Here is a 23,424-nt window from a genome sequence, read left to right as displayed (position 1 = left end):
GGGGGGAGAGGGGGAAGAGGGGGGAGAAAATGCTTGAAAATCTCGATTTAATTTAGTAAATAGCGATAAAAAATCAATTTATGATAATTTTTACTCAAATCTTTTTATAATTCGATCGAGCAGCGCCACTTTTAGCGATAGATTTACTCTAAATTTTATCTCGAACTGAGGTTAACAATAGACTTTTCCAGAAATTATGATTTTTGAACGGTATTTCGGGCTTCTAGCCCGATTTTTGGAGATGTCTAATATAATTTTATAACTAACTTTTTATTTAGAAAAAATCCCTATATATAATGAATAATGGTACGATCGAATTTAATTAATGAGAGAAAATAATGGTACAAACTCTAGTAAAAACAATCACTTTAGCAGAATTTCTTACACAACCTGAGACGAAACCTGCGCAAGAATACTTTGATAATCAAATTTTAACAAAACCCATGCCCCAAGGACAACATAGCCGTATTCAATTAAAACTAACTAATGCTATTAACGCCGTCACCGAAGATTCTCAGATTGCCCTTGCTTTTCCTGAATTAAGATGTACTTTTGGAGGAAGATCGATCGTACCAGATGTGGTAGTATTTACATGGGATAAATTACCAGTTAACGAAGATGGTACTATTGCTAATAAATTCGACATTGCCCCTGATTGGATGATTGAAATATTAAGTCCAGAACAATCTATGGGTATAATAACAAAAAACATCATCGGTTGTTTAAATAATGGTACGACAATGGGATGGTTAATTGATCCTAATTTAAAGTTAATTTTTACCTATACAAATAATAGTCATCCTCAAGTTTTTGAGTTAGATAATGAGATAATTCCTGTACCTGATTTCGCTAAAGATTTACAAATTACGTTAGGAGAAATTTTGGGATGGTTACAAGTGAAAATAGTTAATGGTTAAAGTCACCTAGTGGTTTCCTATTATTCAAATCCTACGAAAAATTAAAAAATCTTTTAGGTATTATTCCAAGATTAAAAACCTTGATTTTTCTTATTTTTAACTTTATCATTAATAAATATTGGGTATCAATTATAAAACAATAAAAAAACAAAGATATTAATATTCTAGTCTTATGAGCAAAATTAATTAATGAGAGAAAATAATGATACAAACTCTAGTAAAAACAATCACCTTAGCAGAATTTCTTACACAACCAGAGACGAAACCTGCGCGAGAATACTTTGATAATCAAATTTTTACAAAACCTATGCCCCAAGGACAACATAGCACAATTCAAGGTGAACTTGTTACCTACATCAACTTTATCTTGAAAAAACAACAAATTGCATGGGCTTTTCCTGAATTAAGATGTACTTTTGGAGGAAGATCGATCGTACCAGATGTGGTAGTATTTACATGGGATAAATTACCAGTTAACGAAGATGGTACTATTGCTAATAAATTTGACATTGCCCCTGATTGGATGATTGAAATATTAAGTCCAGAACAATCTATGGGTATAATAACAAAAAAAATCATCGGTTGTTTAAATAATGGTACGATGATGGGATGGTTAATTGATCCTAAGTTAAAGTTAATTTTTACCTATACTAATAGTAGTCACCCTCAAGTTTTTGAGTTAGATAATGAGATAATTTCTGTACCTGATTTCGCTAAAGATTTACAAATTACGTTAGGAGAAATTTTTGGTTGGTTACAGGTTTATCCTAAGAAAAAATAGACTCATTAATTTGATATTTATATATTCTAATATTTTAAATTTTTTTATGATTTATGATTATGCTATCATCGGCGGTGGTATTGTGGGTTTAGGTACATCGATCTCTCTACAAGAAAAATACCCCAATGCAAAAATTATCCTAGTCGAAAAAGAGAATCAATGTGCATTCCATCAAACTGGGCATAATAGCGGAGTTATACACTCAGGAGTTTACTATAAACCGGGTAGTTATAAAGCGATTTTAACGAGAAAAGGTAACGCCGAATTAGTCAAATTTTGTCAACAACATAATATCAATTACGATGTCTGCGGTAAATTAATTGTTGCCTGTCAAGAAAAAGAATTACCTTTATTAGAAAACTTGTATCAACGAGGATTAGCTAATGGTATTGCTGTAGAAAAAATATCTGTGACACAAGCGAAGGAAATTGAGCCTTATTTGACTTGTTTATCCGCAATTCGAGTGCCTACGGCTGGTATTGTCGATTATAGGCAAGTAGCTCAAAAATACGCTGAAATCTTCACAACAAAGGGCGGAGAAATCAAATTTAATACTAAAGTTACGTCTATTAATTCTTCACAAAAAGAGCAAATTTTAATTACAAATCTAGGGGAAATTAAGGCAAAATTTTTAATTAATTGTGCTGGTTTATATAGCGATCGAATCGCCCAATTAGGTGGTATAAATCCCGAAATGAAAATTATCCCCTTTAGAGGGGAATATTACGAACTAAAGCCCGAAAAACGCTATTTGGTGAAACATTTAATCTACCCAGTGCCTAATCCAGATTTTCCCTTTTTAGGAGTACATTTTACTAGATTAATTGATGGTAATATTCACGCTGGTCCTAATGCTGTTTTAAGTTTAAAACGAGAAGGATACAAAAAGACAGACTTTGATTTAAAAGAGTTTTGGGAAATTGCTACTTATCAGGGGTTGTGGAAATTAGTCAGTAAATACTATGCTGAAGGTATAGAGGAAATGGTTCGATCGATCAGTAAAAAAGCCTTTGTGCGTAGTTTACAAGCTCTTATTCCCGAAGTGCAAGAGGATGATATTATTCCCTCCCCCGCAGGTGTCAGAGCACAAGCCCTTAGAAATGATGGTACATTGGTAGAAGACTTTTTCCTTATCCCCACAGAAAACGCCCTTCATGTCTGTAATGCCCCCTCTCCTGCGGCGACTGCGTCCTTAGAAATCGGCAAAGCTATTTGTAATCAAATAGAAAATTATAGATTGGAAGTTACGCACTCGTAACAAAAATCAGGAGTGAATTTTCTTCTAGTCTCCTAGTCTTCCTGTCCACTTGTCTTCCTCAAGTTAACGGCGACGACTACCAAAACCGCCACTTCTTCTCATGGGAGTTGGCGCACTACGGCGGACTCCACTAGATTTATTACTACCGAAACTATTGTTACTCGGTTGTCTGACTTTATTGGATGTGCCGTTGGTTTTTAAATTACTAGAGCCAACTCCAGAGCCTGTTCCTTTGCTACTATTAGTATTAACTCGATTAACGGTATTACCAGAACTGTTTTTGAGTGTTCCTGTCGTGCGCAATGATTGACGATTTTTCTCCACAGGAGGAGCAACGTTATTATTATTAGTACGATAGCTTTGTACTGCTTGATCATAACTGCTACCATAACCGCCAAAACCCGTTAAAGTTCCGCCCGATCGATATACTGGTGGTACATAGTATTGAGGACGAAAGAGCATACTACCCAATGCTTGTCCTGCTAAAGCACCAGCGAAAGGACTCCAGAAGCTCGATTGTTGTCGAATAACGACAGTTTCTTGTCTGCCCGTTTGAGGATTGGTGACAGTTTCGGTTTCATTATGGGCATATTCAATGCGGAAATCTTCAGTAAGGTGCATTACTGCTTCGTTACCGTTAATTTCTACAAAGGTTTGTTGCCCATTTTTGATTTCCTCATCGGTTAACCTTGCCATTTGTAGATTTGTGGTGCGAAATACAGGGCTACTTCCTGCGGGAGTGTTTAACAACATTAAAGTATATTCGCCGTCAACATCATTAAATGTCGCTTGTTGTACGGTATATTGTCCACTAGCAATATTATTTTTAGGAATATTAGTATTGTTAGTAAAAGTGGTAGGATTATTAGTGTTTACACTATTAGCTGAACCACAGGCAACAGTACCAAAACTGAGTACGAGGGTTAAAAAAATAGCTATAATTGGCTTAAACATTATGATTTTCTTATTTTTTTTGTGATTTTTATAGCGGAATTAGCTCAGGAAAATTGATTAATATTTGATCTGATGTTAACTGCTCACCTAATCTAGCAGGAGAAAAATGGAGGGCGATCGCACGGTATTTATCTTTATAATTAAGACTAATAAGGGCTTTCAGTCCATCGGTTAAGGCTGACATATCAGCCAAATCTGTTTCAATTTCCTGCACTTCACCTTCAAAGGCTACTGTGATCATAACAATTATATTATCCGTTACGGGGAGAGATAGGGGTGTGTTTTCCTCTACATCTTCTAAATCGGGTTGACTGAGATACCTTTGGGCTGAGTCTGTAAATAATTCGGTGACGAAATCTCCTGCATCCCCTTCATTCCAAAACACATCTCCTTCATTGGAGGCACTTTGCCAATAGGTACGATACTGTAATATTCCTTCACAAATATTAACTAAAGATTCTCCCATCACCGCCATATCACCATCAGCATCTACCGCCATTCTTGCGTTTTGATTTAATATTCCTAATAAGGGGGCGACTTCTTTACCCTGCAAATGAATAAAAATTCTTGATACCACATATCGGGTTTTACCGACAAATTGATTAAAACGATCACCTATACTCATGGTAATTGACAATAAACAATGAACTTTTATTAATTATATAGCCCCTATTCCACAATACTAAAGAAAAGGAGTTAAAGATTAGGTTAAGGGATTTTATTTCGATCGAGCAATCTCAATGATTTTGATTATCATATATTTAATGATTGAATAAACCTTGATTGATTGAGAGAATGCTTAGTAAAATAAAAGATTTAGCTGCGGATTTAGCACCCAGATTAATAGAAATTCGTCGTCATTTTCATGCTCATCCTGAATTGAGTGGTAATGAGCATCAAACAAGCGCTTATGTAGCGGGGGTTTTGTCTTCCTGTGGCTTGATGGTAAAAGAGGGGGTAGGTAAAACGGGAGTAATTGGAGAATTAAAGGGGAATGGTACGAGTAATCTTTATTTGGGCATTCGTACGGATATGGATGCTTTACCGATTCAAGAAGCAACTGAATTGGAATTTGCGTCTAAAATACCGGGGGTAATGCACGCCTGTGGGCATGATTTGCATACTACGATCGGACTGGGTACTGCTATGGTACTATCTCAATTAAAGGAAGGTTTAGGGGGGAATATTCGCTTTATTTTTCAACCTGCGGAGGAAATTGCTAAAGGTGCTTTATGGATGGTGGAAGATGGAGTAATGAAGGATATTTCGGCGATTTTTGGGGTTCATGTTTTTCCTTCGATTCCTGCTCGTTGTGTGGGTATCCGTTATGGTGCTTTAACTTCTGCTATGGATGATCTTGAAATCATTATACAAGGAGAAGCAGGTCATGGCGCACGTCCTCATCAAGCTATTGATGCTATTTGGATTTGCGCGCAAGTAATCTCTGCACTGCAACAGGCTATTAGTCGTACCCAAAACCCTTTACATCCTTTGGTGTTGACTATTGGGCAAATTAGTGGGGGTATCGCTCCGAATATTATCGCTGATCAGGTTAAAATGGTGGGTACGGTTCGATCGCTCAATCCCGAAATTCGAGAAAACCTCCCCTCATGGATTAAACAAATTGTGGAAGGGGTGTGCAACACTTACGGGGCAAAATGTCAGATTAATTATTGTCATCGTTTGCCTAGTGTACAAAACAATATGGGATTGACGAAAATTATTGAAAAAGCGTCTTTAGAAGCCTTGGGAGAAGAAAAGGTGATTTCTATTCTTGAGCCTTCTTTGGGTGCTGAAGATTTTGCTGTATATTTAGATCATGCCCCAGGTACAATGTTTCGATTAGGGGTAGGCAAAAGTGATCAACATAATTATCCTTTACATCATCCTCGTTTTGAGTTGGATGAGTCTTCGATCGAAACAGGAGTTGTTACTATGGCTTATAGTGCCTATCAGTATTTTAATCATTAGGGGTTGCTTAAAAAGTCTTTTTTGCCTCTTGCCTTTCTTCAGTAGCAAACCTAGATACATCCTAACTTATTGCCTTTTACCTTCCTTCAACTAAACTCCAATTATGTCCTTGCTAAATATATCTAAATTACTATCTTTAAGTATTATTTTTGGCACATTGTTAATTAATCTTCCTGTTTATGGAGGAGATTGGCAGGAAATTCAAAAAAAAGGACAATTAACCATTGCGGTTAAAGACAATTTGCGCCCTTTGGGTTATCGTGATCAACAGGGTAATTTACAAGGATTTGAGATTGATTTAGCCCGTCGTTTGGCTTTAGAATTGTTGGGTGACGAAACCGCCGTTAAACTTATCCCCGTTAGTAATCAAGAAAGGTTGCAATTTGTTTCCGATGTAAAAGTGGATTTAGCCATCGCCTCAGTAACTGCTAATACCTCTCGCCGTCGCATTGTGGATTTTAGTCAACATTATTATTTAAGTGGTACGGCAATATTGGTAAAAAAAGGCAAAAATAGTGATTTAACGGGCAAAATAGGCATTCTGGCGGATTCTCGATCGATCCCTGAGATCAAATATAATTTACCAAGAATTACATTACAAGCGGTATCATCCTATCAAAAAGCCCTAGAATTGATGGAAACGGGAGAAATTGAAGGATTTGCAGGAGATGTCACGGTTTTGGCAGGATGGGTACAAGAAAACCCTGATTATGAACTATTATCCCCTATCTATGGTGGTTATCCCCTCTCGATCGTGCTACCAAAAGGAAGACAATATCAAGAATTGCGAACTAAAGTAAATCAAGTCATCAGAAAATTAAATGAGGAGGGGTGGTTAAAGGAAAAAGCACAGTTTTGGGGATTACCAGTGAGTAATGAGTAATGAGTAATGAGTAATGAGTAATGAGTAATGAGTAATAATGTAGGGGTTTAATATATTAAACCCACCCTTATCAAAAAATCACTATTAACTATTTGATAATTTTCTTCATAAAACTTAATAAATGTTTGTAAAATATTAAGAATAAGTAAAATTCTACCGCAATAGGTAATTTTCATGATACAAAATAGCAACTTGAGAGGAGAGAAACCCTTGTTAAAAGAAATATTACGAGAAAAAGAAGGTTATTTTTTGATCGCCCATGTCGTGGCGATGATTTTTGGTTTAGCAGGATTATTATTAGTCTTACCTCATCCTCAATTTATCGCTAGTTTACCTGACATCGGACAAAGGGCTTTTAGCTTGTCCATGATTGGCGGTGGTGTGGTATATATGATACTAGGATGGGCAACGATCGTAATTTATGCTTATCGTCAACTGGGAATGTTTCATTGGTTGGCTTTTATGATTCCCGCTTTGGGAATTTCTTTGAGTATGGAATTATTAGGTACAAGTACTGGTTTTCCCTTCGGTGCTTATCATTACCTTTCTGGATTAGGTTATAAAATATCGGGATTAGTACCTTTTACGATTCCTTTATCTTGGTTTTATCTTGGTTTTAGTAGCTATCTCATTACTAGAGTTGGTTTAAATAATTTAGCGATTAATAATTGGGTAAAAGATTTAGGTTCGATCGTCTTCGGTTCATTATTATTAACATCATGGGATTTTGTATTAGATCCAGCTATGAGTCAAACCAGTGTACCATTTTGGTTATGGGATCAACCCGGAGAATTTTTCGGAATGCCTTATCAAAATTTTGCAGGATGGTTTGGTACTGGTGTTATATTTATGACAGTGGCAACTTTGCTTTGGCGTTTAAAACCCCTCAATTTTACTCATATTCCCTTAACTATTCCTGCTGGAGTTTATATTGGTAATTTTGGCTTTGCGATGATTATGAGTATTGGGGCTGGTTTTTATATCCCTATCTTTTTGGGTATTTTATTAGGTATTGTTCCCTTAATGGTGTTTTTATGGTTAGCTAATCAAAATCCTGAAAATAGTACTACGGCTGATAGTTTAGCCTCTGTATCTTAAGGTAGGTATATCTAAGTGTAGTGATAAAGAGAGGGAATAGGGAATAGGGAATAGGGAATAGGGAATAGGGAATAGGGAATGGATGATAAGTAAAAGCAAGTGATCAAATGTAGAGTTTAGATTGTAGAATTAATAACTATCGATCGTTCATTGCTCTGTGTATATTCAACCATAAAACTATATCATCAAATCAATGTTAAATTCTTTGGAAGAAAAAACTGTCATTCTAATTGCTGATGATGAATCTCTTAGCAGAAAATCCTTAAGTTTAATCTTAAAAAAAGATGGATATGAAATCGTAGCAGTGGAAAATGGGCAAGAATGTTTAACTAGCTATCAACAAAGGCAACCTGATATTGTGTTGTTAGATGGTTTAATGCCCATTATGGACGGTTTTGAGTGTTGTCGTCAGTTGAAACAGTTACCTAACAGCGAAGACACTCCCGTATTGATGATTACTGGTTTAGATGACAACAAGTCGGTTAATCAGGCTTATGAGGTAGGCGCTACGGATTTTTTGACTAAACCGATTAATCCTGCGGTGTTGCGTCGTCGTATTCGTTATCTATTGGATGCCAAAAAAGCTGAAAAAGCCTTAAGAGTCAGTGAAGAAAAATATCGATCGTTAGTAGAAAATTTAAAAGAAGTGATCTTTTATACCGATCTTAATGGTATTATAACCTTCCTTAATCCAGCTTGGAAAGAATTAACAGATTTATCGCCTCAAGAAAGTTTAGGACATAATTTTGCTGAATATATCTATCCCAGTGATTTACCACGTTATGAAAAAGGATGGAAGTTTTTGTTAGAGAAAAAAACCCTTCAATATTATTGGCAAGTCCGATATATTAAGAAAAATGGCGATATGGGTTGGATGGAAATTTTCGCCTCTCTGATTACTAAAAATGACGAAATTTTAGGGGTATCTGGTACTTTAAATGATATTACTGAACGAAAAAGAATTGAACGTTATCAAAAAATTGAACGAGATGTAATCAAGATTTTAGCCGAGTCTGATGGTGTTGATAATGGTATTCAAGGTGCTTTAGGTGCGATCGCACAAAATTTTACTTGGGAAAGAGCAGAATATTGGGAATTTAATGACACTACGCACTTAATTCACTATCATAATCTGTGGTTAAATTCAGGTGAAGAAAGTGATACCCTTACTGCAAGAGATAAAGAAACTGCCCGAAAAATGGTGTGGCATAACTGGACTTTTAAAAATTATGAGCATTGGTGGCATGAGATCAAATCGATCGAAACTACCTTAACAACTCAAGAAGATATGCGATTAATATTTGCATTTCCCGTTAATAATGGAGAAGAACATTTAGGGGTAATGTTTTTCTTTTCCTCAACACATCATCAAAAGGATTTTCTCTTATTAGAAAATGTTGCCATGATGGGTAATCAAATTGGGTTATTTATCAAAAAGAAACAAGCCGAAGAAGAATTAAAAAGAAGAAATTTATCATTACAAGCAGAATTAAATTTAGCTTCCGATTATGTCTTTTCTTTATTACCATCTCCCGATGAACAAGAAAGTATAAATATCGAGCAAAAATTTATTCCTTGTGCCAAATTAGGAGGTGATATTTTTGATTATTATTGGTTAGATGAAGAACATCTTGTTATTTATTTACTTGATGTAGCAGGACATGGTATTCATTCTGCTTTGTTATCAGTTTCTATCCTTAATTTAGTTAGAAATAACTCTCTTTATAACACCGATCCTTATCAACCTTGGACTATTCTAACAGAATTAAATCGTCTTTTTCAAATGGATGAAGGAAATAACTACTTTACTATTTGGTATGGTGTTTATAACAAAAATAGTAATGAATTAGTCTATTCTTCTGCAGGACATCCTCCCGCTATTTTAGTTTCTCCCAGTGAATCGGGCTATAAATATCAAGCACTATCCACTCCTAATATTCCCATCGGCTTGATGTCGGATATAGAATTTGATCAGAATTTATATGAAGTCCATAACGGGGATTCTTTGTATTTATTTAGTGATGGAATTTACGAAATTCAATTAGAAAATGGGGAAATTTGGGGGTTAAAAAATTTTACAGAAACTTTATTACAAATACCGCAAGATAATCATCATAATTTAGAACAGGTGATTGATCGAGTTCATGTTGTTAATAAATCTAACAATTTTGACGATGATTTATCTATTTTAAGGATAGTTTTTCCTCAATAGGTTTGATGATTACACTATAGTTTTATATGTTATTTATTATTAATTTGTCATAACTATGGTAGAAAAGTCATACTTTTTCATCATCCTGTTAATGAATCGTTATAATTGTTAACATAACTTCATAAAATGCAATTTTAAATCCATGACAGTAGCGATTAATTCAATTAATTCCATTCATGATGTACCAGCCGTTGAGGGAGATTATTGGACATGGCGCGGACAAAACATCTATTATGTACAAGCAGGTAAATTACAAAGTGATAAACCCCCGTTATTATTAGTACATGGTTTTGGTGCTTCTACGGATCACTGGCGCAAAAATATTCATCAGTTACAAGAAAATTTCTCCGTCTGGGCGATCGATATGTTAGGATTTGGTCGATCGAGTAAACCAGCATGGGAATATACTGGTAATTTATGGCGTGAACAATTAAACGATTTTATCACCGAAGTTATCAAGCAACCCACAGTCATAGCAGGTAATTCTTTAGGCGGTTATGCCTGTTTATGTGTCGCCGCCGAATATCATCAAAACGTAGCAGGGGTGATATTACTTAACAGTGCAGGTCCTTTTTCTGATACTGTGGTCAAAAAGCCTAATACTCTAAAAAAAATTAGCGGTTGGTTATTTCGACAAAATTGGATTACTTACTTTTTATTTCAAAGACTGCGCAACAAAAAAAATATTCGTAAAACCCTAGAAAAAGTCTATTTAGATTCTAGTGCCATAACGGATCAATTAGTGGAAGACATTTATCGCCCTTCCTGTGATGAGGGTGCGTTACAAGTATTTGGTTCTGTATTTAAAAGTCCTCAAGGGGAAAAAGTGGATGAATTGTTACAGAAAATGCAGTGTCCTTTACTTAATATTTGGGGTGAAGCTGATCCTTGGATGCGATCAAAAGAAAGAGGTGAAAAATTTAAGCAATATTATCCTCATCTTACGGAAGTTTACCTCAAAGCTGGTCATTGTCCCCATGACGAAGTACCCGAACAAGTGAATGATATTATCACCCAATGGATTAATCACAGGTAATACTTGAGTTCCACATAAAATCGATAACAATTAACAATTAACAATTAACAATTAACAATTAACAATTAACAATTAACAATTATTCACTATTCACTAGAGTCCGATTAGGACATTTTCCCACTTGAGGCATGAGCCTGTGAAAGATGAAGCCTACACTATACCACTAGGTTAGTGTTGGTAGTTCACATGAGTAAAATCATCCTGAAAGTAGTTTTATTTTTTAATGTAACAAAATTTTTACAAAACCATGGGATGAATAGGGTATAATCAATGGTAGAATCAAAAAATATAGTAAATAATAAATGGTTGTCAATGATTAATGATTGATTTTTCTACTAATAATTTTAATAGTTGCTTTAAAAGATAATGTCTTTGACTGGAAAAATTAACAACATACCGATAACTCATTGATTTGTTTGCTTATTTATACTTCTAATTTCTCATTTATCTTACCTGTAACCCTTGATTTTACTAAACTTGCCATATTCTTCCCAAATTAGTAATAAGTTTTTTAAATAAGTATAATAACTCAGAGAATTTCGATTTTTTTCTCAATGTAAAGATACATATATTTAATAACGTTTTAATGTTGAACAGAAAAAGAGGACTGAAAATCATATCCTTAATAAGATATAAAAGTCAAGAAATTTAAGATTAGTTAAGTTAATAAAATTCAGAAAAAATAATAATCGAAAATTGCAGAAAAATCGATCGAAAAAATGATCCCCTTCGTGATAAGATATTTCTCGAAAAGTAAAAGGCTTAAAACTAACTTCTTATTATCGAAGTTGTAAAAAATATAGCTATAAAGAAAATTTATATATTTGGAGGATACCAAGAATGGCACAAGCTGGATTTAAAGCTGGTGTTCAGGATTATCGCTTAACCTACTACACCCCCGACTACACCCCTAAAGATACTGATTTATTAGCTTGTTTCAGAATGACTCCCCAACCCGGAGTTCCCCCTGAAGAGTGTGCGGCGGCAGTAGCGGCTGAGTCTTCTACTGGTACTTGGACTACCGTATGGACTGATGGTTTAACCGATTTAGATCGTTATAAAGGTCGTTGTTACAACGTTGAACCTGTACCCGGTGAAGACAATCAATATTTCTGTTTCGTTGCTTATCCTTTAGACTTATTTGAAGAAGGTTCTGTAACTAACGTTTTAACCTCTTTAGTAGGTAACGTATTCGGATTCAAAGCTCTTCGTGCATTACGTTTAGAAGACATCCGTTTCCCCGTTGCTTTAATCAAAACCTACCAAGGACCTCCCCACGGTATCACCGTTGAGCGTGACTTATTAAACAAATATGGTCGTCCCCTCTTAGGTTGTACCATCAAACCCAAATTAGGTTTATCCGCTAAAAACTACGGTCGTGCAGTTTATGAGTGTCTTCGTGGTGGTTTAGACTTCACCAAAGACGATGAAAACATCAACTCTCAGCCCTTTATGCGTTGGCGCGATCGCTTCTTATTCGTTCAAGAAGCTATTGAAAAAGCTCAAGCTGAAACCAATGAAATCAAAGGTCACTACCTCAACGTAACCGCAGGTACTTGTGAAGAAATGATGAAACGTGCTGAATTCGCTAAAGAAATCGGTACTCCTATCATTATGCACGACTTCTTAACTGGTGGTTTCACCGCTAACACCTCCTTAGCCAAATGGTGTCGTGATAACGGTGTATTATTACACATCCACCGCGCGATGCACGCTGTAATCGATCGTCAAAAAAATCATGGTATTCACTTCCGTGTTTTAGCTAAATGTCTCCGTCTGTCTGGTGGTGATCACTTACACTCTGGTACTGTTGTTGGTAAATTAGAAGGCGATCGTGCTGGTACTTTAGGTTTCGTTGACTTAATGCGTGAAGACTATGTAGAAGAAGATCGTTCTCGTGGTGTATTCTTCACCCAAGACTATGCTTCCTTACCCGGTGTAATGCCTGTTGCTTCTGGTGGTATCCACGTTTGGCATATGCCTGCACTCGTAGAAATCTTCGGTGACGATTCTTGTTTACAATTCGGTGGTGGTACTTTAGGACATCCTTGGGGTAACGCACCCGGTGCAACTGCTAACCGTGTAGCTTTAGAGGCTTGTGTTCAAGCTCGTAACGAAGGTCGTTCACTCAGTGGAGAAGCTGGTAACGATGTTATTCGTGAGGCTTGTAAGTGGAGTCCTGAATTGGCTGCTGCTTGTGAACTTTGGAAAGCAATCAAATTCGAGTTTGACACCGTTGACACTCTCTAATTTTCAGTAGGGGTTGCATAATATTCAACCCAAAAAGGATTCAGTAGTCAGAGTTTGATCCTTGGCATATCTTGGTATCTCCATTAGTAGGTTTTGTGGGCATTGCCCACCCTACTTTATGTGAGTTGAGTAAATAGTGATAAATGAACAAAAATTCTGAGAATCAAAGGAATAATTGAGTAATTTAAGCAATTTTACTCATTAAAAATTCTGCTCATTACTGATACTCACTGAAAATTATGACTTATAAGCAAGTCGTTAAGGATACGGCAAGGGTTTTACAAAGTTATCTTACCTATCAAGCTGTAAAAATTATTATTGATCAACTGACGGAAACTAACCCTCCTCAAGCTATTTGGCTCACAAATTTTAGCGATCGAACCAAAGTGCAAGATAGTGACAACTATCTACGGGCATTGACGCTAGAAAATAAAGAGTTGGTATTAAGAATTTTGACAGTAAGACAGGATATAGCCAGACAAATATTAGAGTTTTTACCTGAAATGGTGGACACCAATATTGAGCAATCTAATATAGAACACCGCCGTCATCTTTTAGAGCGTTTAACGCAAACTGCATCATCCCTTGAGGATGTAAACCCAGAATCTAATCAATCAGACTATAAGGAATAATTAAAAAAATGCAAACATTAGGAAAAGAGCGTCGTTACGAGACTTTATCTTACTTACCCCCTTTAACCGATCAACAAATCGCTAAACAAGTTCAATACTTATTAGATCAAGGATTCATTCCTGCCATCGAATTTGAAAAAGACCCCTTACCTACCGATCACCACTGGACTCTTTGGAAATTACCTTTCTTCTCTGGTACAACCGCTCAAACCGTATTAAACGAAGTGCGTGAGTGCAAATCTCAGTGTTCTGACTCTTACATTCGTGTAATTGGTTTCGACAACCTCAGACAATGCCAAACTGTTAGTTTCATTGTTTACAAACCTAACGGAAGTCGTTTCTAAGATTTATCTGTAAATCTCGAATATTCAAAAGGGTGGACTTCATTGTCTGCCCTATTTTTTTTAATGAAGTTCTCTTAACTGATATTTGGGGCAAGAAATTTAATAGTTAAGGTAATAACCGCTAAAAGTAAACCGCCTACCACACTTATCAAAATACCTCGATTAGTAAATTCAAGGTTATCAATCCTTTTATTAGTATCGTCTAATCTTTGATTGATAGACTCTTTAGTCTCATCTAATCTTTTTCCTAATCCATGAACATCACTTTTGATCGTAGCGACATCGATTTTTATATCAGTTATATCTTTAGATATACTTTCAAATTTTGAGTTGATTAAATCTTTTAACTCTCTTAAGTCATTATCTGTTGCTGTACTCATGGTAAAATCCCCTTATGTCATTAATTGGAAGGATGGGAGTATTTAGCGTTACTTCTGTCCTTGTTTTCATTTTAGCGTGAACTACCCGACTTACAACACTATGATTCTTTGCCTAAATATAAATGGCTTTCACGGGTAATTTTTTCGATCGAATCCAAAGAAATCCCATTATTTTCTGATTGATTTAACCATAATAAATATTCAATATTTCCAGCAGGACCTGTAATGGGCGACCATGTTAAACTTTGATAATACCATCCTAGATTGACGGCTTGGGTTAAAACTTGTTCAATGGCAGAGGCTTGTAAACGGTAATCCCTCACTACGCCATTTTTGCCTACTTTATCCTTGCCTACCTCAAATTGCGGTTTTACTAATAATATGACATCCCTCGGTTCGGTTAATAATTCCCATAATTTTTCTAATACTTTGGTAAGGGAAATAAAGGATAAATCCATCACTCCTAAATTGGATTTTTCTTGATCCTGATATAGCTGTTCGGCGGTAAGATGTCTAAAGTTAGTTCTTTCTAATAGGATAACTCGATCGTCCTGTCGTAACTTCCATGCTACTTGTCCATATCCCACATCCACCCCGTAAACTTTTTTTGCGCCTCGTTGCAATAAGCAATCCGTAAAACCCCCCGTAGAAATCCCCCCGTCAAGGCAAATTCTTCCTTCTACAGCGATATTAAACTCATCTAAGGCTTTGACTAATTTTTCCCCTCCCCTAGACACAAAAGGCGGTTCTTGTTCTACTTCGATAATACTATCAACATCGATTAAAGTACCCGGTTTATCGATAATTTGTTCTTTTACTCTGACTTTTCCCGCCCGAATTAGTTTTTGAGCGATCGATCGACTATCACATAATTGCTTATCTGTCAATAGTACATCTATTCTTTCTTTGGGCAATTTTCCTCTCCTTTAGACAATTATCCACTGATTATTTTACCATGCCAATAAAGTCATAAATATTCTCTAATAAATCTTAACTACTTCTCCAAAGGGAAATTTATCCATATCTAATCCCCCCGGCACAACTACCCATAAAACGGGTAAACTCGGTTTATCTTTGGGAAAATTTCCATAACCGTCTGTTAAATAAACACAAACTCCTTGTAAGCATAAGTTTCTGATTTTTTCTACTTGTTCAAAAAAGGGAATAAATGATGTGCCACCACCGCCAATGGGTTTGGGAATATCATCGTTAGCTTTTAGTTCATAACCGCCATAAATGTTGGCATCAGCATAGTATAATTGGCATTGGAGATGAGGATATGCCCCTAATATTCCCTGTAGTTCACTACAAAATAAATTCATCTGAGTATCAGATATTGAACCACTTGTATCAATACAAACATATACTTGCACTGATTCCCCTGCTAAAGTATCTAAATATAAACCACAAGAGATGAAACGTCGATCGAACCCTTGAAAATCTGTCGGAGTTTGCACTAAATACCGCCAAAGATAAGTACGCCAATCGATTTGTGCTGATTGTAATTCTTTGAACTGCCTTTCCATTCCCGCAGGTAATTTGCCCTGATTTGTAGTTCGAGCAACGATATTGGCTTGTTGCATGGCATTTTGCCAATAGGCTTTTAATTGGGCTTGTTTATGTTGTTCGATCGAACCTGTTAATTCTACCTCTAAATTAACATCATTATTTGCTGAAAATTTGTCTTTACTTCCACTCTGATTAGCAGATTTATTAGTCGCTTCTTGTTGATTATTCTCCTCGTTATCAGAATCGGAAAGAGGTTGATTAAGTAAATCTGGCATTAACAGACTAGGTTTAGATTCATCAGGCTGTTGTAAAAGTAATTCGTAAATCTCCTCAACGCTTTTTGTTTCCCATTCAGGTTTACGGATTCCATTGGGGGGTAATTCATAATTTTTATCCTCAGCGATTAAACCGTTAACCACTATATCACAAGCAATATTCCATAATTCTTCTTGTCGATGCTGTCGGCGAATGGTATGCAATAAAGCCATGTGCAAGATTTCATGTAAAATTAAACCATCTTGTTGTGCCTTCGCTAAAGAAATTAGATATTTGGGATGATAAAAAACTGTTTTGCCATCTGTAGCGGCAGTATCAATGGCATAACTGGCTTTAAACTGGGCAAATAGGGCTAAGGTTGCAAAAAACGGAGATTTTACTCTCATTCTTAACCTTGAAGCACTAATTATTTCTTCATCTTGTGACGTTTGTTTAATCATGGTATTTTTTTCTGTAAATTATTAGTTTAGGTAAGAAAAAAGTGATCTCCCTCTTAATAAGCAGGGTTTTTTCAAAGTCGGGGCAAAATTGCATTTTATCAGTTCAATTTATTGAACGAAAAATGTTAGCTGTGGAATTTATTACACAGCGAGTTATGATCTGAAACCATTATCCCAACGTGTAATGAATCGCGCAGCAATCAGCGAGGCACGAAGCAATCTGACGTCTAATAACCTAAGTTGCTAGTTATAAAAAACTGTTCAAATTAGGCATCAAAAAGGTTTATTTTAATGAAAAATCACACTAATTTTAGATATTTAGTATAAATAATTACAGTTTAAGCTAGTAACTAGCAACTTGCGTTAATAGATACCGTTAAATAAATGTAACTCAATTTACCCCAAGCATGACAACCCTTAATTGCTGGAACATAAGCAACAAAAGTATTGTTATCATCAGGTTTAACTATAATCGTATAATCTGTCAATGACTTAATCGTTTTAAATAAATTTATTTAAGATTCACTATATATATAAAGATAACAAGCACTGAAGTGTTATTTTGAAAAAAACTCTATATTATTCCCACTAAATCACGGAAATCTTTAAAGAATTTTTGTAACTCCTTATTTTCTTTAATCAACTTACCTAATGCCCCCATTTGCCCTTTGCTTTGCATTTGACGAATTAAATCCACTGCAAATAATTGTACCCATTCCTTTGTTGCCTTTTGACTTAACCATTGAAAACCATTTAACCCCTCATCGGCATTTTTTCCCCTAATAGCAAGGGCGATGGCAGTAGCATAACGAGTAGATGCTTCTGAAGGAAAGTCGATTTTTTCCCCTTTACCCTGTAAAATCCCGTCAATATCAGGTAAACTTTTATATAAAGCCACAAAAGCATTAAACTCCGCACTCGCCCCCTCTCCCACCGCAGGAGTAATATCTATTTGATTATAATGTAACTTACTCGCCATTTCCCATGTGCGAGGAGAAGCCCAAGCATGACTTTGAATATCTAGTTTATGTAATAATTCGCTACGGTAGCTGAGAAAAGCGATAATTTGTTCATGAAAGTTATTTTTCAGGGCATAAACCTTAAAACTATCAAAATCCACATTGATTTCTAAATGTAGGAAACGATTAGCTAAAGGAGAAGGCATTTCAAATATACTCGCTCTATCTTCCTTACGATTACCTGCCGCCCAAATAAACCACCCTTCAGGCACTTCATAAGCCCCCACTTTGCGATCTAAAATTAACTGTTGTGCCACTCCCTGCATGGTAGGCGGCGCCATATTTAACTCATCTAAAAAGAGAATACCCTTGCCATCTTGGGGCAAAAAATCAGGGGGATACCATGTGGAAGTACCTTGTTTTTTGCTTCTTCCTGCCACGGCTACGGGTAAACCTCTTAAATCAGTGGGGGCAAGTTGAGACAACCGTAAATCGATAAATTCGAGATTATTTGCTTGGGCGACTTGGGCAACAATGCTGGATTTTCCTATACCCGGTGCACCCCAAATCATGGTACTAATGTGTAATTGGTTTTGGACTAATTTGTTTAAATATTCTTTAAGATTAGTTGGTGTCATTTATCTACTTAGTGAGGGAAATATATAATTCGACTGTTGTTCATTACATTTTTTATGGTTTGTGTCTCTACCCTCCATAGCTGAGTTGAACTATTCTCGATAACCGCAGGAAAGAGTAAAATTTTAATTATTTTCTGGCGAAGTTTTAAGCCTCTTTTTAAGATTTGTGTTTATAATTGAATTGTACAACAATCGTTGTAATTTTTAGCCAAAAACTTTAATTTTAAATGTCTTTTTTCAGTCTGTAAGGTTTAAGACTCTCCAATCTTTTAATACTATTAATTTTTTGTCTTCTTCTAATTTCTAACAAAAAACTTTGATGAACCTATATAATTATGAGTCAAGAAAAATTAACCCCTCAAGAATTAATCAGTATTTTAGGAGAGGCAAGTAACGAAAATACCCCACCACAACGTTTGGAAGAAATTTATCAGAACTATAAGGATTCAGAAATCAAATCCGCCTTAACCAGTAATCCCAATACTGCCCTAGAGATTTTAGTAAAACTAGCAGAAGATTATCCTGTGCAATTTTTAGAAAATCCTGCGTTAGATTTATACTTACTCAGCAATCCTAAATTACTAATAGAAATGCCTACACATAGCCTCATTAGTATTTTCAAACAACCGCAAATTCCTCAAGAGTTTTTTTCATTCGTTTTAAATCATATTGAGGAATTTCAAAAATTTAATTTGCTCAATGCTTTACTAAGAGTAGTTTTGTCTCATGGTGCTTCAAAATGGAATCAATGGAGAGAAACTAATCCTAGTCCGTATTTAGGTAGTATTAATTTAAGTTATATTAATCCAAGATATCCTGATGTACGTGATTTTGATTTAAGTGATTTTGATTTAAGTGATTTTGATTTAAGTGGTATTAATTTAAGTGATTTTGATTTAAGTGGTATTAAGTTAAGTTATGCTAAATTAAGTGGTGCTGATTTAAGTGGTGCTAATTTAACTTCTGCTAATTTAAGCGATGCTTATTTAGGTAGCACTAATTTAACTTCTGCTGATTTAAGTAATGCTAATTTAAGTTCTGCTAAATTAAGTTGTGCTGATTTAAGGAATGCTAATTTAACAGGTGCTGATTTAAGGAATGCTAATTTAACAGGTGCTGATTTAACAGGTGCTAGAGGAATATGATGAAGACAAATCGGATTAATGTTTTAATCAATTCTAATCACTTTTACCTACCACAACCCGACAATTTTAGCTCGAACTGAGGTTCATGAATTTACAGAATTATGACTAACAAAGAATTAACTGATCGAGAATTAGAAAAATCCTTAATAGATGCCAGTAACGAAAATACCCCACCACAACGTTTGCAAGAAATTTATCAGAACTATAACGATTCAGAAATCAAATCCGCCTTAACCAGTAATCCCAATACTCCCCTAGAGATTTTAGAAAAACTAGCAGAAGATTATCCCGTGCAATTTTTAGAAAATCCTGCGTTAGATTTATACTTACTCAACAATCCTAAATTACTGATAGAAATGCCTATAAATAGCCTCATTAGTATTTTTAGACAACCACAAATTCCCCAAGAGTTTTTTTCCTTCGTTTTAAATCATATTGAGGAAATTGAATTGAAATCACGGAATGAGTTACTAAGAGTAGTTTTTTCCCTTTCTGCTTCAAAGTGGAATCAATGGAGGGAAACTAATCCTAGTCCTAATTTAAGTAATGCTAATTTAAGTAAGGCTGATTTAAGAAATGCTTATCTAAAGCAAACTATAATTGATGAGAATACGATAATAGAAGGAAAATGGAAACTTGTTTGGGATATTGTCAATAATCCACAAGAAAAAAGAGATCTAAGACAGGCTGATTTAAGTTCTGCTAATTTAAGTTCTGCTAATTTAAGTTCTGCTAATTTAAGTTCTGCTGATTTAAGTTCTGCTGATTTAAGTAAGGCTGATTTAAGTTCTGCTGATTTAAGTTCTACTAATTTAAGGCAAACTATAATTGATGAAAAGACTAAAATACCAAAAAAATGGAAACTTGTTTGGGATATTGTCAATAACCCACAGCAAGAAAGAGATTTAAGTTTTGCTAATTTAAGTTCTGCTGATTTAAGTGGTGCTAATTTAAGTTCTGCTGATTTAAGTTCTGCTGATTTAAGTAATGCTAATTTAAGAGCGGCTAATTTAAGAGAGGCTAATTTAAGAGAGGCTAATTTAAGAGAGGCTAATTTAAGTTTTGCTGATTTAAGTTTTGCTGATTTAAGTGATGCTGATTTAAGTTCTGCTAATTTAAGTTCTGCTAATTTAAGTGATGCTGATTTAAGTTCTGCTAATTTAAGTTCTGCTAATTTAACAGATGCTTATTTAACAGATGCTTATTTATTGGAAGCTGATTTAAGTAATGCGAATTTAAAAGGTGCTAGAGGAATATGATGAAGACAAATAGGATGGATTCCTTGGTTAGAATAAGGTGGATTTTTATCTTTACTTTCTGAAGATAATCGGATTCACAACATAATCATCGAAGCACTGTTGAGTTTTCTTATCAGTTAGATATTTCGGGCGATCGAACATTACGGAAACAGGAAAAGAGGTGATAAAATTAAAGTCAAAGTACTGCCCTAAATCGATTAATTAATTTTCTAAAATCAATCCTTCCACCACTTTGGCAAAAAAGTCTAAATCCAGACTAGCAATAGTATCGCTATGTTTTTAAATATCACCGACAGGGGTAGTCGGTACGGTTAAGCTCTGTTTTAGGAAACTCGCAACCAAGAATGTCGCAATTGTGTAATAACCACCACCAAATCAGAAGAAACCTGCAATAAAAGACACTTCTAGCTTAATTGCACAGTTTTGCATAGATTTAGTTCACCCCATGTAATGATTATTTTTATCCTTAAGATTTTAGATCGAACTCAGGTAATAATAGATAAAATGATAGTATTGAATTTACCTCTAAAAGCTATTCATTTACTACCCTAAAAAAACGATGCAAATAAAAGGCACAACCAAATTATTAGGTATTATTGGCAATCCTATCGAGCATTCAAAATCTCCTCTCATGCAAAATAGCGCGATCGAAGCGTTAAACTTAGACTATGTGTATGTTCCCTTTGATGTCAAAACAGAAGACTTAGAAACGGTATTAAAGGGCTTTGAGGCAATGAATGTGAGGGGTTTTAACGTCACTATTCCCCATAAAGAAAATATTATCCCCTTATTGTCAGATATTACTTATATCGCCCGAAAAATCGGTGCAGTTAATACTGTATATTGGACAAAACAGGGATGGGAAGGCACAAATACTGATATAGATGGTTTCATTGCCCCTTTAAAAGCATTAGACGTAGATTGGAGTCAGATTGTACCTTTAGTGTTAGGTGCAGGAGGTGCGAGTCGGGCGGTAATTGTTGGTTTAGATGAATTAGGGTGTCCCAATGTTAGAGTAGTTGCTAGAGATTACGAAAAATGTGCAGACTTTAGAGACAGTTTTATCTATACACCTCTTAAATGTTCTCACATTTGGGCGCATACTTGGGATCAAATTGCCGATATACTTCCCCATAGTAATATGATTGTCAATGCCACCCCCTTGGGAATGTATCCGAATGTGGATGTTTCCCCTTTAACCGAAAAAGATAATGAGTTAATCACAGATGAGTTTATTGTTTATGATTTAATTTATACTCCTCGCCCTACTTTACTTTTACAACAAGCCCAACAAAAAGGAGCTATTTCGATCGACGGTAGTGAAATGTTAGTACAACAGGGGGCAAAAGCATTTGAAATTTGGACAGGGAAAAAAGCCCCCGTAGATATAATGCGTCAGGTATTGCTTAATGGCAAATGATGAAAAAATCTTCTACAGTCCGTATGATAGATAAATTTTTAGCTTATCAATTTTTCTGGTAAAATTACAAATGTATCAATGGGTTGGGGCTTAAAAACAATGAAAGAAAAGAACATTATTTTGGTTACGGGTTCAGCAGGGTTAATCGGTTCGGAATCAGTAAAATACTTTGCTGATTTAGGTTTTGATGTCATCGGAATTGATAATAATATGCGTCAAGTTTTCTTCGGAGAAGATGCCTCTACAGAATGGAATAAAAATTATCTATTGAGTGCTTACAAAAAAAACTACACGTATTTTGACGTGGATATTCGAGAGCAAAGTTCGATCGAGCTTATCTTTGAGAAATATAGTAGTGATATAAGCCTGATTATCCACACGAATGAATATTGCTCAAATCATTGATGAAAATTTATTGCAACTTCATGGTAATCGTAAGGGATTGAGTTATGGTCAACTAGCTGTGTTATTACTAACATATATTGTCAGTGAAGCAGACCATCGCCTTTGTTGTGTTGAAAAATGGGTAAATGACCACCATCAAAGCCTTTGTGCCATAACAGGATGGAATATAGGAGAAAAAGATGCTACAGATGACCGTTGTGGAGACTTGTTAAAAACCATTGGCATTAGTGATGAACAAACCATTCCTAGTATGGAAACATCACTATCGAAGCATTTAATCATAGCTTATGAACTGCCAACCGAAAAAGCCCGAAGCGATACTACAAGTTTCTCTGTATATCATCAACCCTCAGAAAATCAAGAAGATTCATCGATAATAAAATTTGGTTATAGTAAAGATAAACGACCAGATTTGGTACAATATCGTCAAATGTTGGGGACATTAGAACCTTATGGAATGCCATTAGTAAGTGCTACATTACCAGGAAATAAAACCGACGAAAAATTAAGGGATTACATAGTCGTTTAGAAAAAGGCGAATCGGCGTTAGTGGCTTTAGCAAAGCGACCTGGAAATGACGAGCAAGTATTACAAAAAAAGGTAGAAGATATACTCAAAAATAATCGAATTTCAAATTATATTGAATATTCAATCACA

The 23,424-nt window shown here is 35.3% G+C and carries 22 protein-coding genes and 2 pseudogenes; 17 read left to right on the top strand and 7 right to left on the bottom strand.

Translation table 11 applies throughout. The features are described from left to right. The first annotated feature begins 338 nt into the window (after positions 1-338). The 3 genes from ACN4EE_RS15595 to lhgO all read left to right on the top strand — a co-directional run bounded on the left by ACN4EE_RS15595 (position 339) and on the right by lhgO (position 2,956). Positions 339-917, top strand: a complete 579-nt coding sequence (locus tag ACN4EE_RS15595) for a Uma2 family endonuclease (protein WP_431707383.1) — start codon at positions 339-341, stop codon at positions 915-917. Positions 918-1,119: 202 nt separating this feature from the next. Next, positions 1,120-1,698, top strand: a complete 579-nt coding sequence (locus ACN4EE_RS15590) for a Uma2 family endonuclease (RefSeq protein WP_431707382.1) — start codon at positions 1,120-1,122, stop codon at positions 1,696-1,698. 46 nt (positions 1,699-1,744) lie between these two features. Continuing rightward, on the top strand, positions 1,745-2,956 hold the full coding sequence (gene lhgO, locus ACN4EE_RS15585) for an L-2-hydroxyglutarate oxidase (RefSeq protein WP_431707381.1): 1,212 nt from the start codon (positions 1,745-1,747) through the stop codon (positions 2,954-2,956). A gap of 63 nt (positions 2,957-3,019) precedes the next feature. Here the strand turns inward: lhgO and ACN4EE_RS15580 are convergent, their stop codons facing one another. After that, a complete protein-coding gene (locus ACN4EE_RS15580) occupies positions 3,020-3,910 on the bottom strand; it encodes a hypothetical protein (RefSeq protein WP_431707380.1) in 891 nt (296 codons plus the stop codon). A 28-nt stretch (positions 3,911-3,938) separates the two neighbouring features. Further along, positions 3,939-4,535, bottom strand: a complete 597-nt coding sequence (locus tag ACN4EE_RS15575; protein ID WP_431707379.1) for a DUF1517 domain-containing protein — start codon at positions 4,533-4,535, stop codon at positions 3,939-3,941. Between the two features lie 170 nt (positions 4,536-4,705). Here ACN4EE_RS15575 and ACN4EE_RS15570 point away from each other — a divergent pair, with 170 nt between their 5' ends. From ACN4EE_RS15570 to ACN4EE_RS15535, 8 genes are all read left to right on the top strand, one after another. Continuing rightward, positions 4,706-5,881 (top strand): M20 family metallopeptidase, encoded by a 1,176-nt coding sequence (locus ACN4EE_RS15570; protein ID WP_431707378.1) that lies wholly within the window; start codon positions 4,706-4,708, stop codon positions 5,879-5,881. Positions 5,882-5,984: 103 nt separating this feature from the next. After that, a complete protein-coding gene (locus ACN4EE_RS15565) occupies positions 5,985-6,764 on the top strand; it encodes a transporter substrate-binding domain-containing protein (RefSeq protein WP_431707377.1) in 780 nt (259 codons plus the stop codon). 174 nt (positions 6,765-6,938) lie between these two features. Beyond that, positions 6,939-7,862, top strand: a complete 924-nt coding sequence (cruF, locus tag ACN4EE_RS15560) for a gamma-carotene 1'-hydroxylase CruF (protein ID WP_431707376.1) — start codon at positions 6,939-6,941, stop codon at positions 7,860-7,862. A gap of 193 nt (positions 7,863-8,055) precedes the next feature. Next, on the top strand, positions 8,056-10,074 hold the full coding sequence (locus ACN4EE_RS15555) for a SpoIIE family protein phosphatase (RefSeq protein WP_431707375.1): 2,019 nt from the start codon (positions 8,056-8,058) through the stop codon (positions 10,072-10,074). 142 nt (positions 10,075-10,216) lie between these two features. Next, on the top strand, positions 10,217-11,110 hold the full coding sequence (locus ACN4EE_RS15550) for an alpha/beta fold hydrolase (RefSeq protein WP_431707374.1): 894 nt from the start codon (positions 10,217-10,219) through the stop codon (positions 11,108-11,110). Between the two features lie 840 nt (positions 11,111-11,950). Further along, on the top strand, positions 11,951-13,360 hold the full coding sequence (locus ACN4EE_RS15545) for a form I ribulose bisphosphate carboxylase large subunit (protein ID WP_431707373.1): 1,410 nt from the start codon (positions 11,951-11,953) through the stop codon (positions 13,358-13,360). Between the two features lie 239 nt (positions 13,361-13,599). Beyond that, positions 13,600-13,992 (top strand): RuBisCO chaperone RbcX, encoded by a 393-nt coding sequence (gene rcbX / locus ACN4EE_RS15540; protein WP_431707372.1) that lies wholly within the window; start codon positions 13,600-13,602, stop codon positions 13,990-13,992. Between the two features lie 8 nt (positions 13,993-14,000). Beyond that, a complete protein-coding gene (locus tag ACN4EE_RS15535; protein WP_431707371.1) occupies positions 14,001-14,336 on the top strand; it encodes a ribulose bisphosphate carboxylase small subunit in 336 nt (111 codons plus the stop codon). A gap of 74 nt (positions 14,337-14,410) precedes the next feature. Here the strand turns inward: ACN4EE_RS15535 and ACN4EE_RS15530 are convergent, their stop codons facing one another. The 5 genes from ACN4EE_RS15530 to ACN4EE_RS15510 form a co-directional block, all read right to left on the bottom strand. Further along, entirely contained in the window at positions 14,411-14,716 is a 306-nt protein-coding gene (locus ACN4EE_RS15530; RefSeq protein ID WP_431707370.1) for a hypothetical protein, read from the bottom strand. Positions 14,717-14,814: 98 nt separating this feature from the next. After that, entirely contained in the window at positions 14,815-15,630 is an 816-nt protein-coding gene (locus tag ACN4EE_RS15525) for a TlyA family RNA methyltransferase (protein ID WP_431707369.1), read from the bottom strand. A gap of 66 nt (positions 15,631-15,696) precedes the next feature. Beyond that, positions 15,697-16,941, bottom strand: coding sequence for a vWA domain-containing protein (locus ACN4EE_RS15520; RefSeq protein ID WP_431707368.1), 1,245 nt, complete (start codon positions 16,939-16,941; stop codon positions 15,697-15,699). Positions 16,942-17,291: 350 nt separating this feature from the next. Continuing rightward, complete coding sequence (locus ACN4EE_RS15515) at positions 17,292-17,429, bottom strand: type II toxin-antitoxin system HicB family antitoxin (RefSeq protein WP_431707367.1); 138 nt, start codon at positions 17,427-17,429, stop codon at positions 17,292-17,294. 86 nt (positions 17,430-17,515) lie between these two features. Then, positions 17,516-18,538, bottom strand: a complete 1,023-nt coding sequence (locus ACN4EE_RS15510) for an ATP-binding protein (protein ID WP_431707366.1) — start codon at positions 18,536-18,538, stop codon at positions 17,516-17,518. Between the two features lie 335 nt (positions 18,539-18,873). On the opposite strand from ACN4EE_RS15510, the gene ACN4EE_RS15505 reads away from it, so the two are divergent. From ACN4EE_RS15505 to ACN4EE_RS15480, 6 genes and pseudogenes are all read left to right on the top strand, one after another. Then, positions 18,874-19,683: a pentapeptide repeat-containing protein gene (locus tag ACN4EE_RS15505; RefSeq protein ID WP_431707365.1), complete on the top strand. Its 810-nt coding sequence runs from the start codon at positions 18,874-18,876 to the stop codon at positions 19,681-19,683. A gap of 101 nt (positions 19,684-19,784) precedes the next feature. Continuing rightward, positions 19,785-20,792: pseudogene (locus tag ACN4EE_RS15500) on the top strand (pentapeptide repeat-containing protein); the annotation flags it as partial. A gap of 27 nt (positions 20,793-20,819) precedes the next feature. After that, a pseudogene (locus ACN4EE_RS15495) lies at positions 20,820-20,942 on the top strand (pentapeptide repeat-containing protein); the annotation flags it as partial. Between the two features lie 559 nt (positions 20,943-21,501). Continuing rightward, the gene (locus ACN4EE_RS15490; RefSeq protein WP_431707364.1) at positions 21,502-22,362 is read left to right on the top strand and encodes a shikimate dehydrogenase; all 861 of its coding nucleotides are present in this window, start codon (positions 21,502-21,504) and stop codon (positions 22,360-22,362) included. A 99-nt stretch (positions 22,363-22,461) separates the two neighbouring features. Then, positions 22,462-22,767, top strand: coding sequence for an NAD-dependent epimerase/dehydratase family protein (locus tag ACN4EE_RS15485; protein ID WP_431707363.1), 306 nt, complete (start codon positions 22,462-22,464; stop codon positions 22,765-22,767). Beyond that, entirely contained in the window at positions 22,745-23,296 is a 552-nt protein-coding gene (locus ACN4EE_RS15480; RefSeq protein WP_431707362.1) for a hypothetical protein, read from the top strand. Before ACN4EE_RS15485 ends, ACN4EE_RS15480 begins: the two co-directional genes overlap by 23 nt. Positions 23,297-23,424 lie beyond the last annotated feature (128 nt).

The sequence above is a fragment of the Geminocystis sp. CENA526 genome (assembly GCF_050753365.1).
In the GTDB taxonomy this organism is placed as follows: Bacteria; Cyanobacteriota; Cyanobacteriia; order Cyanobacteriales; family Cyanobacteriaceae; genus Geminocystis.
The sequence above is the reverse complement of the archived record's forward strand: the minus strand, read 5'-3'. Positions and strand labels throughout refer to the sequence as shown.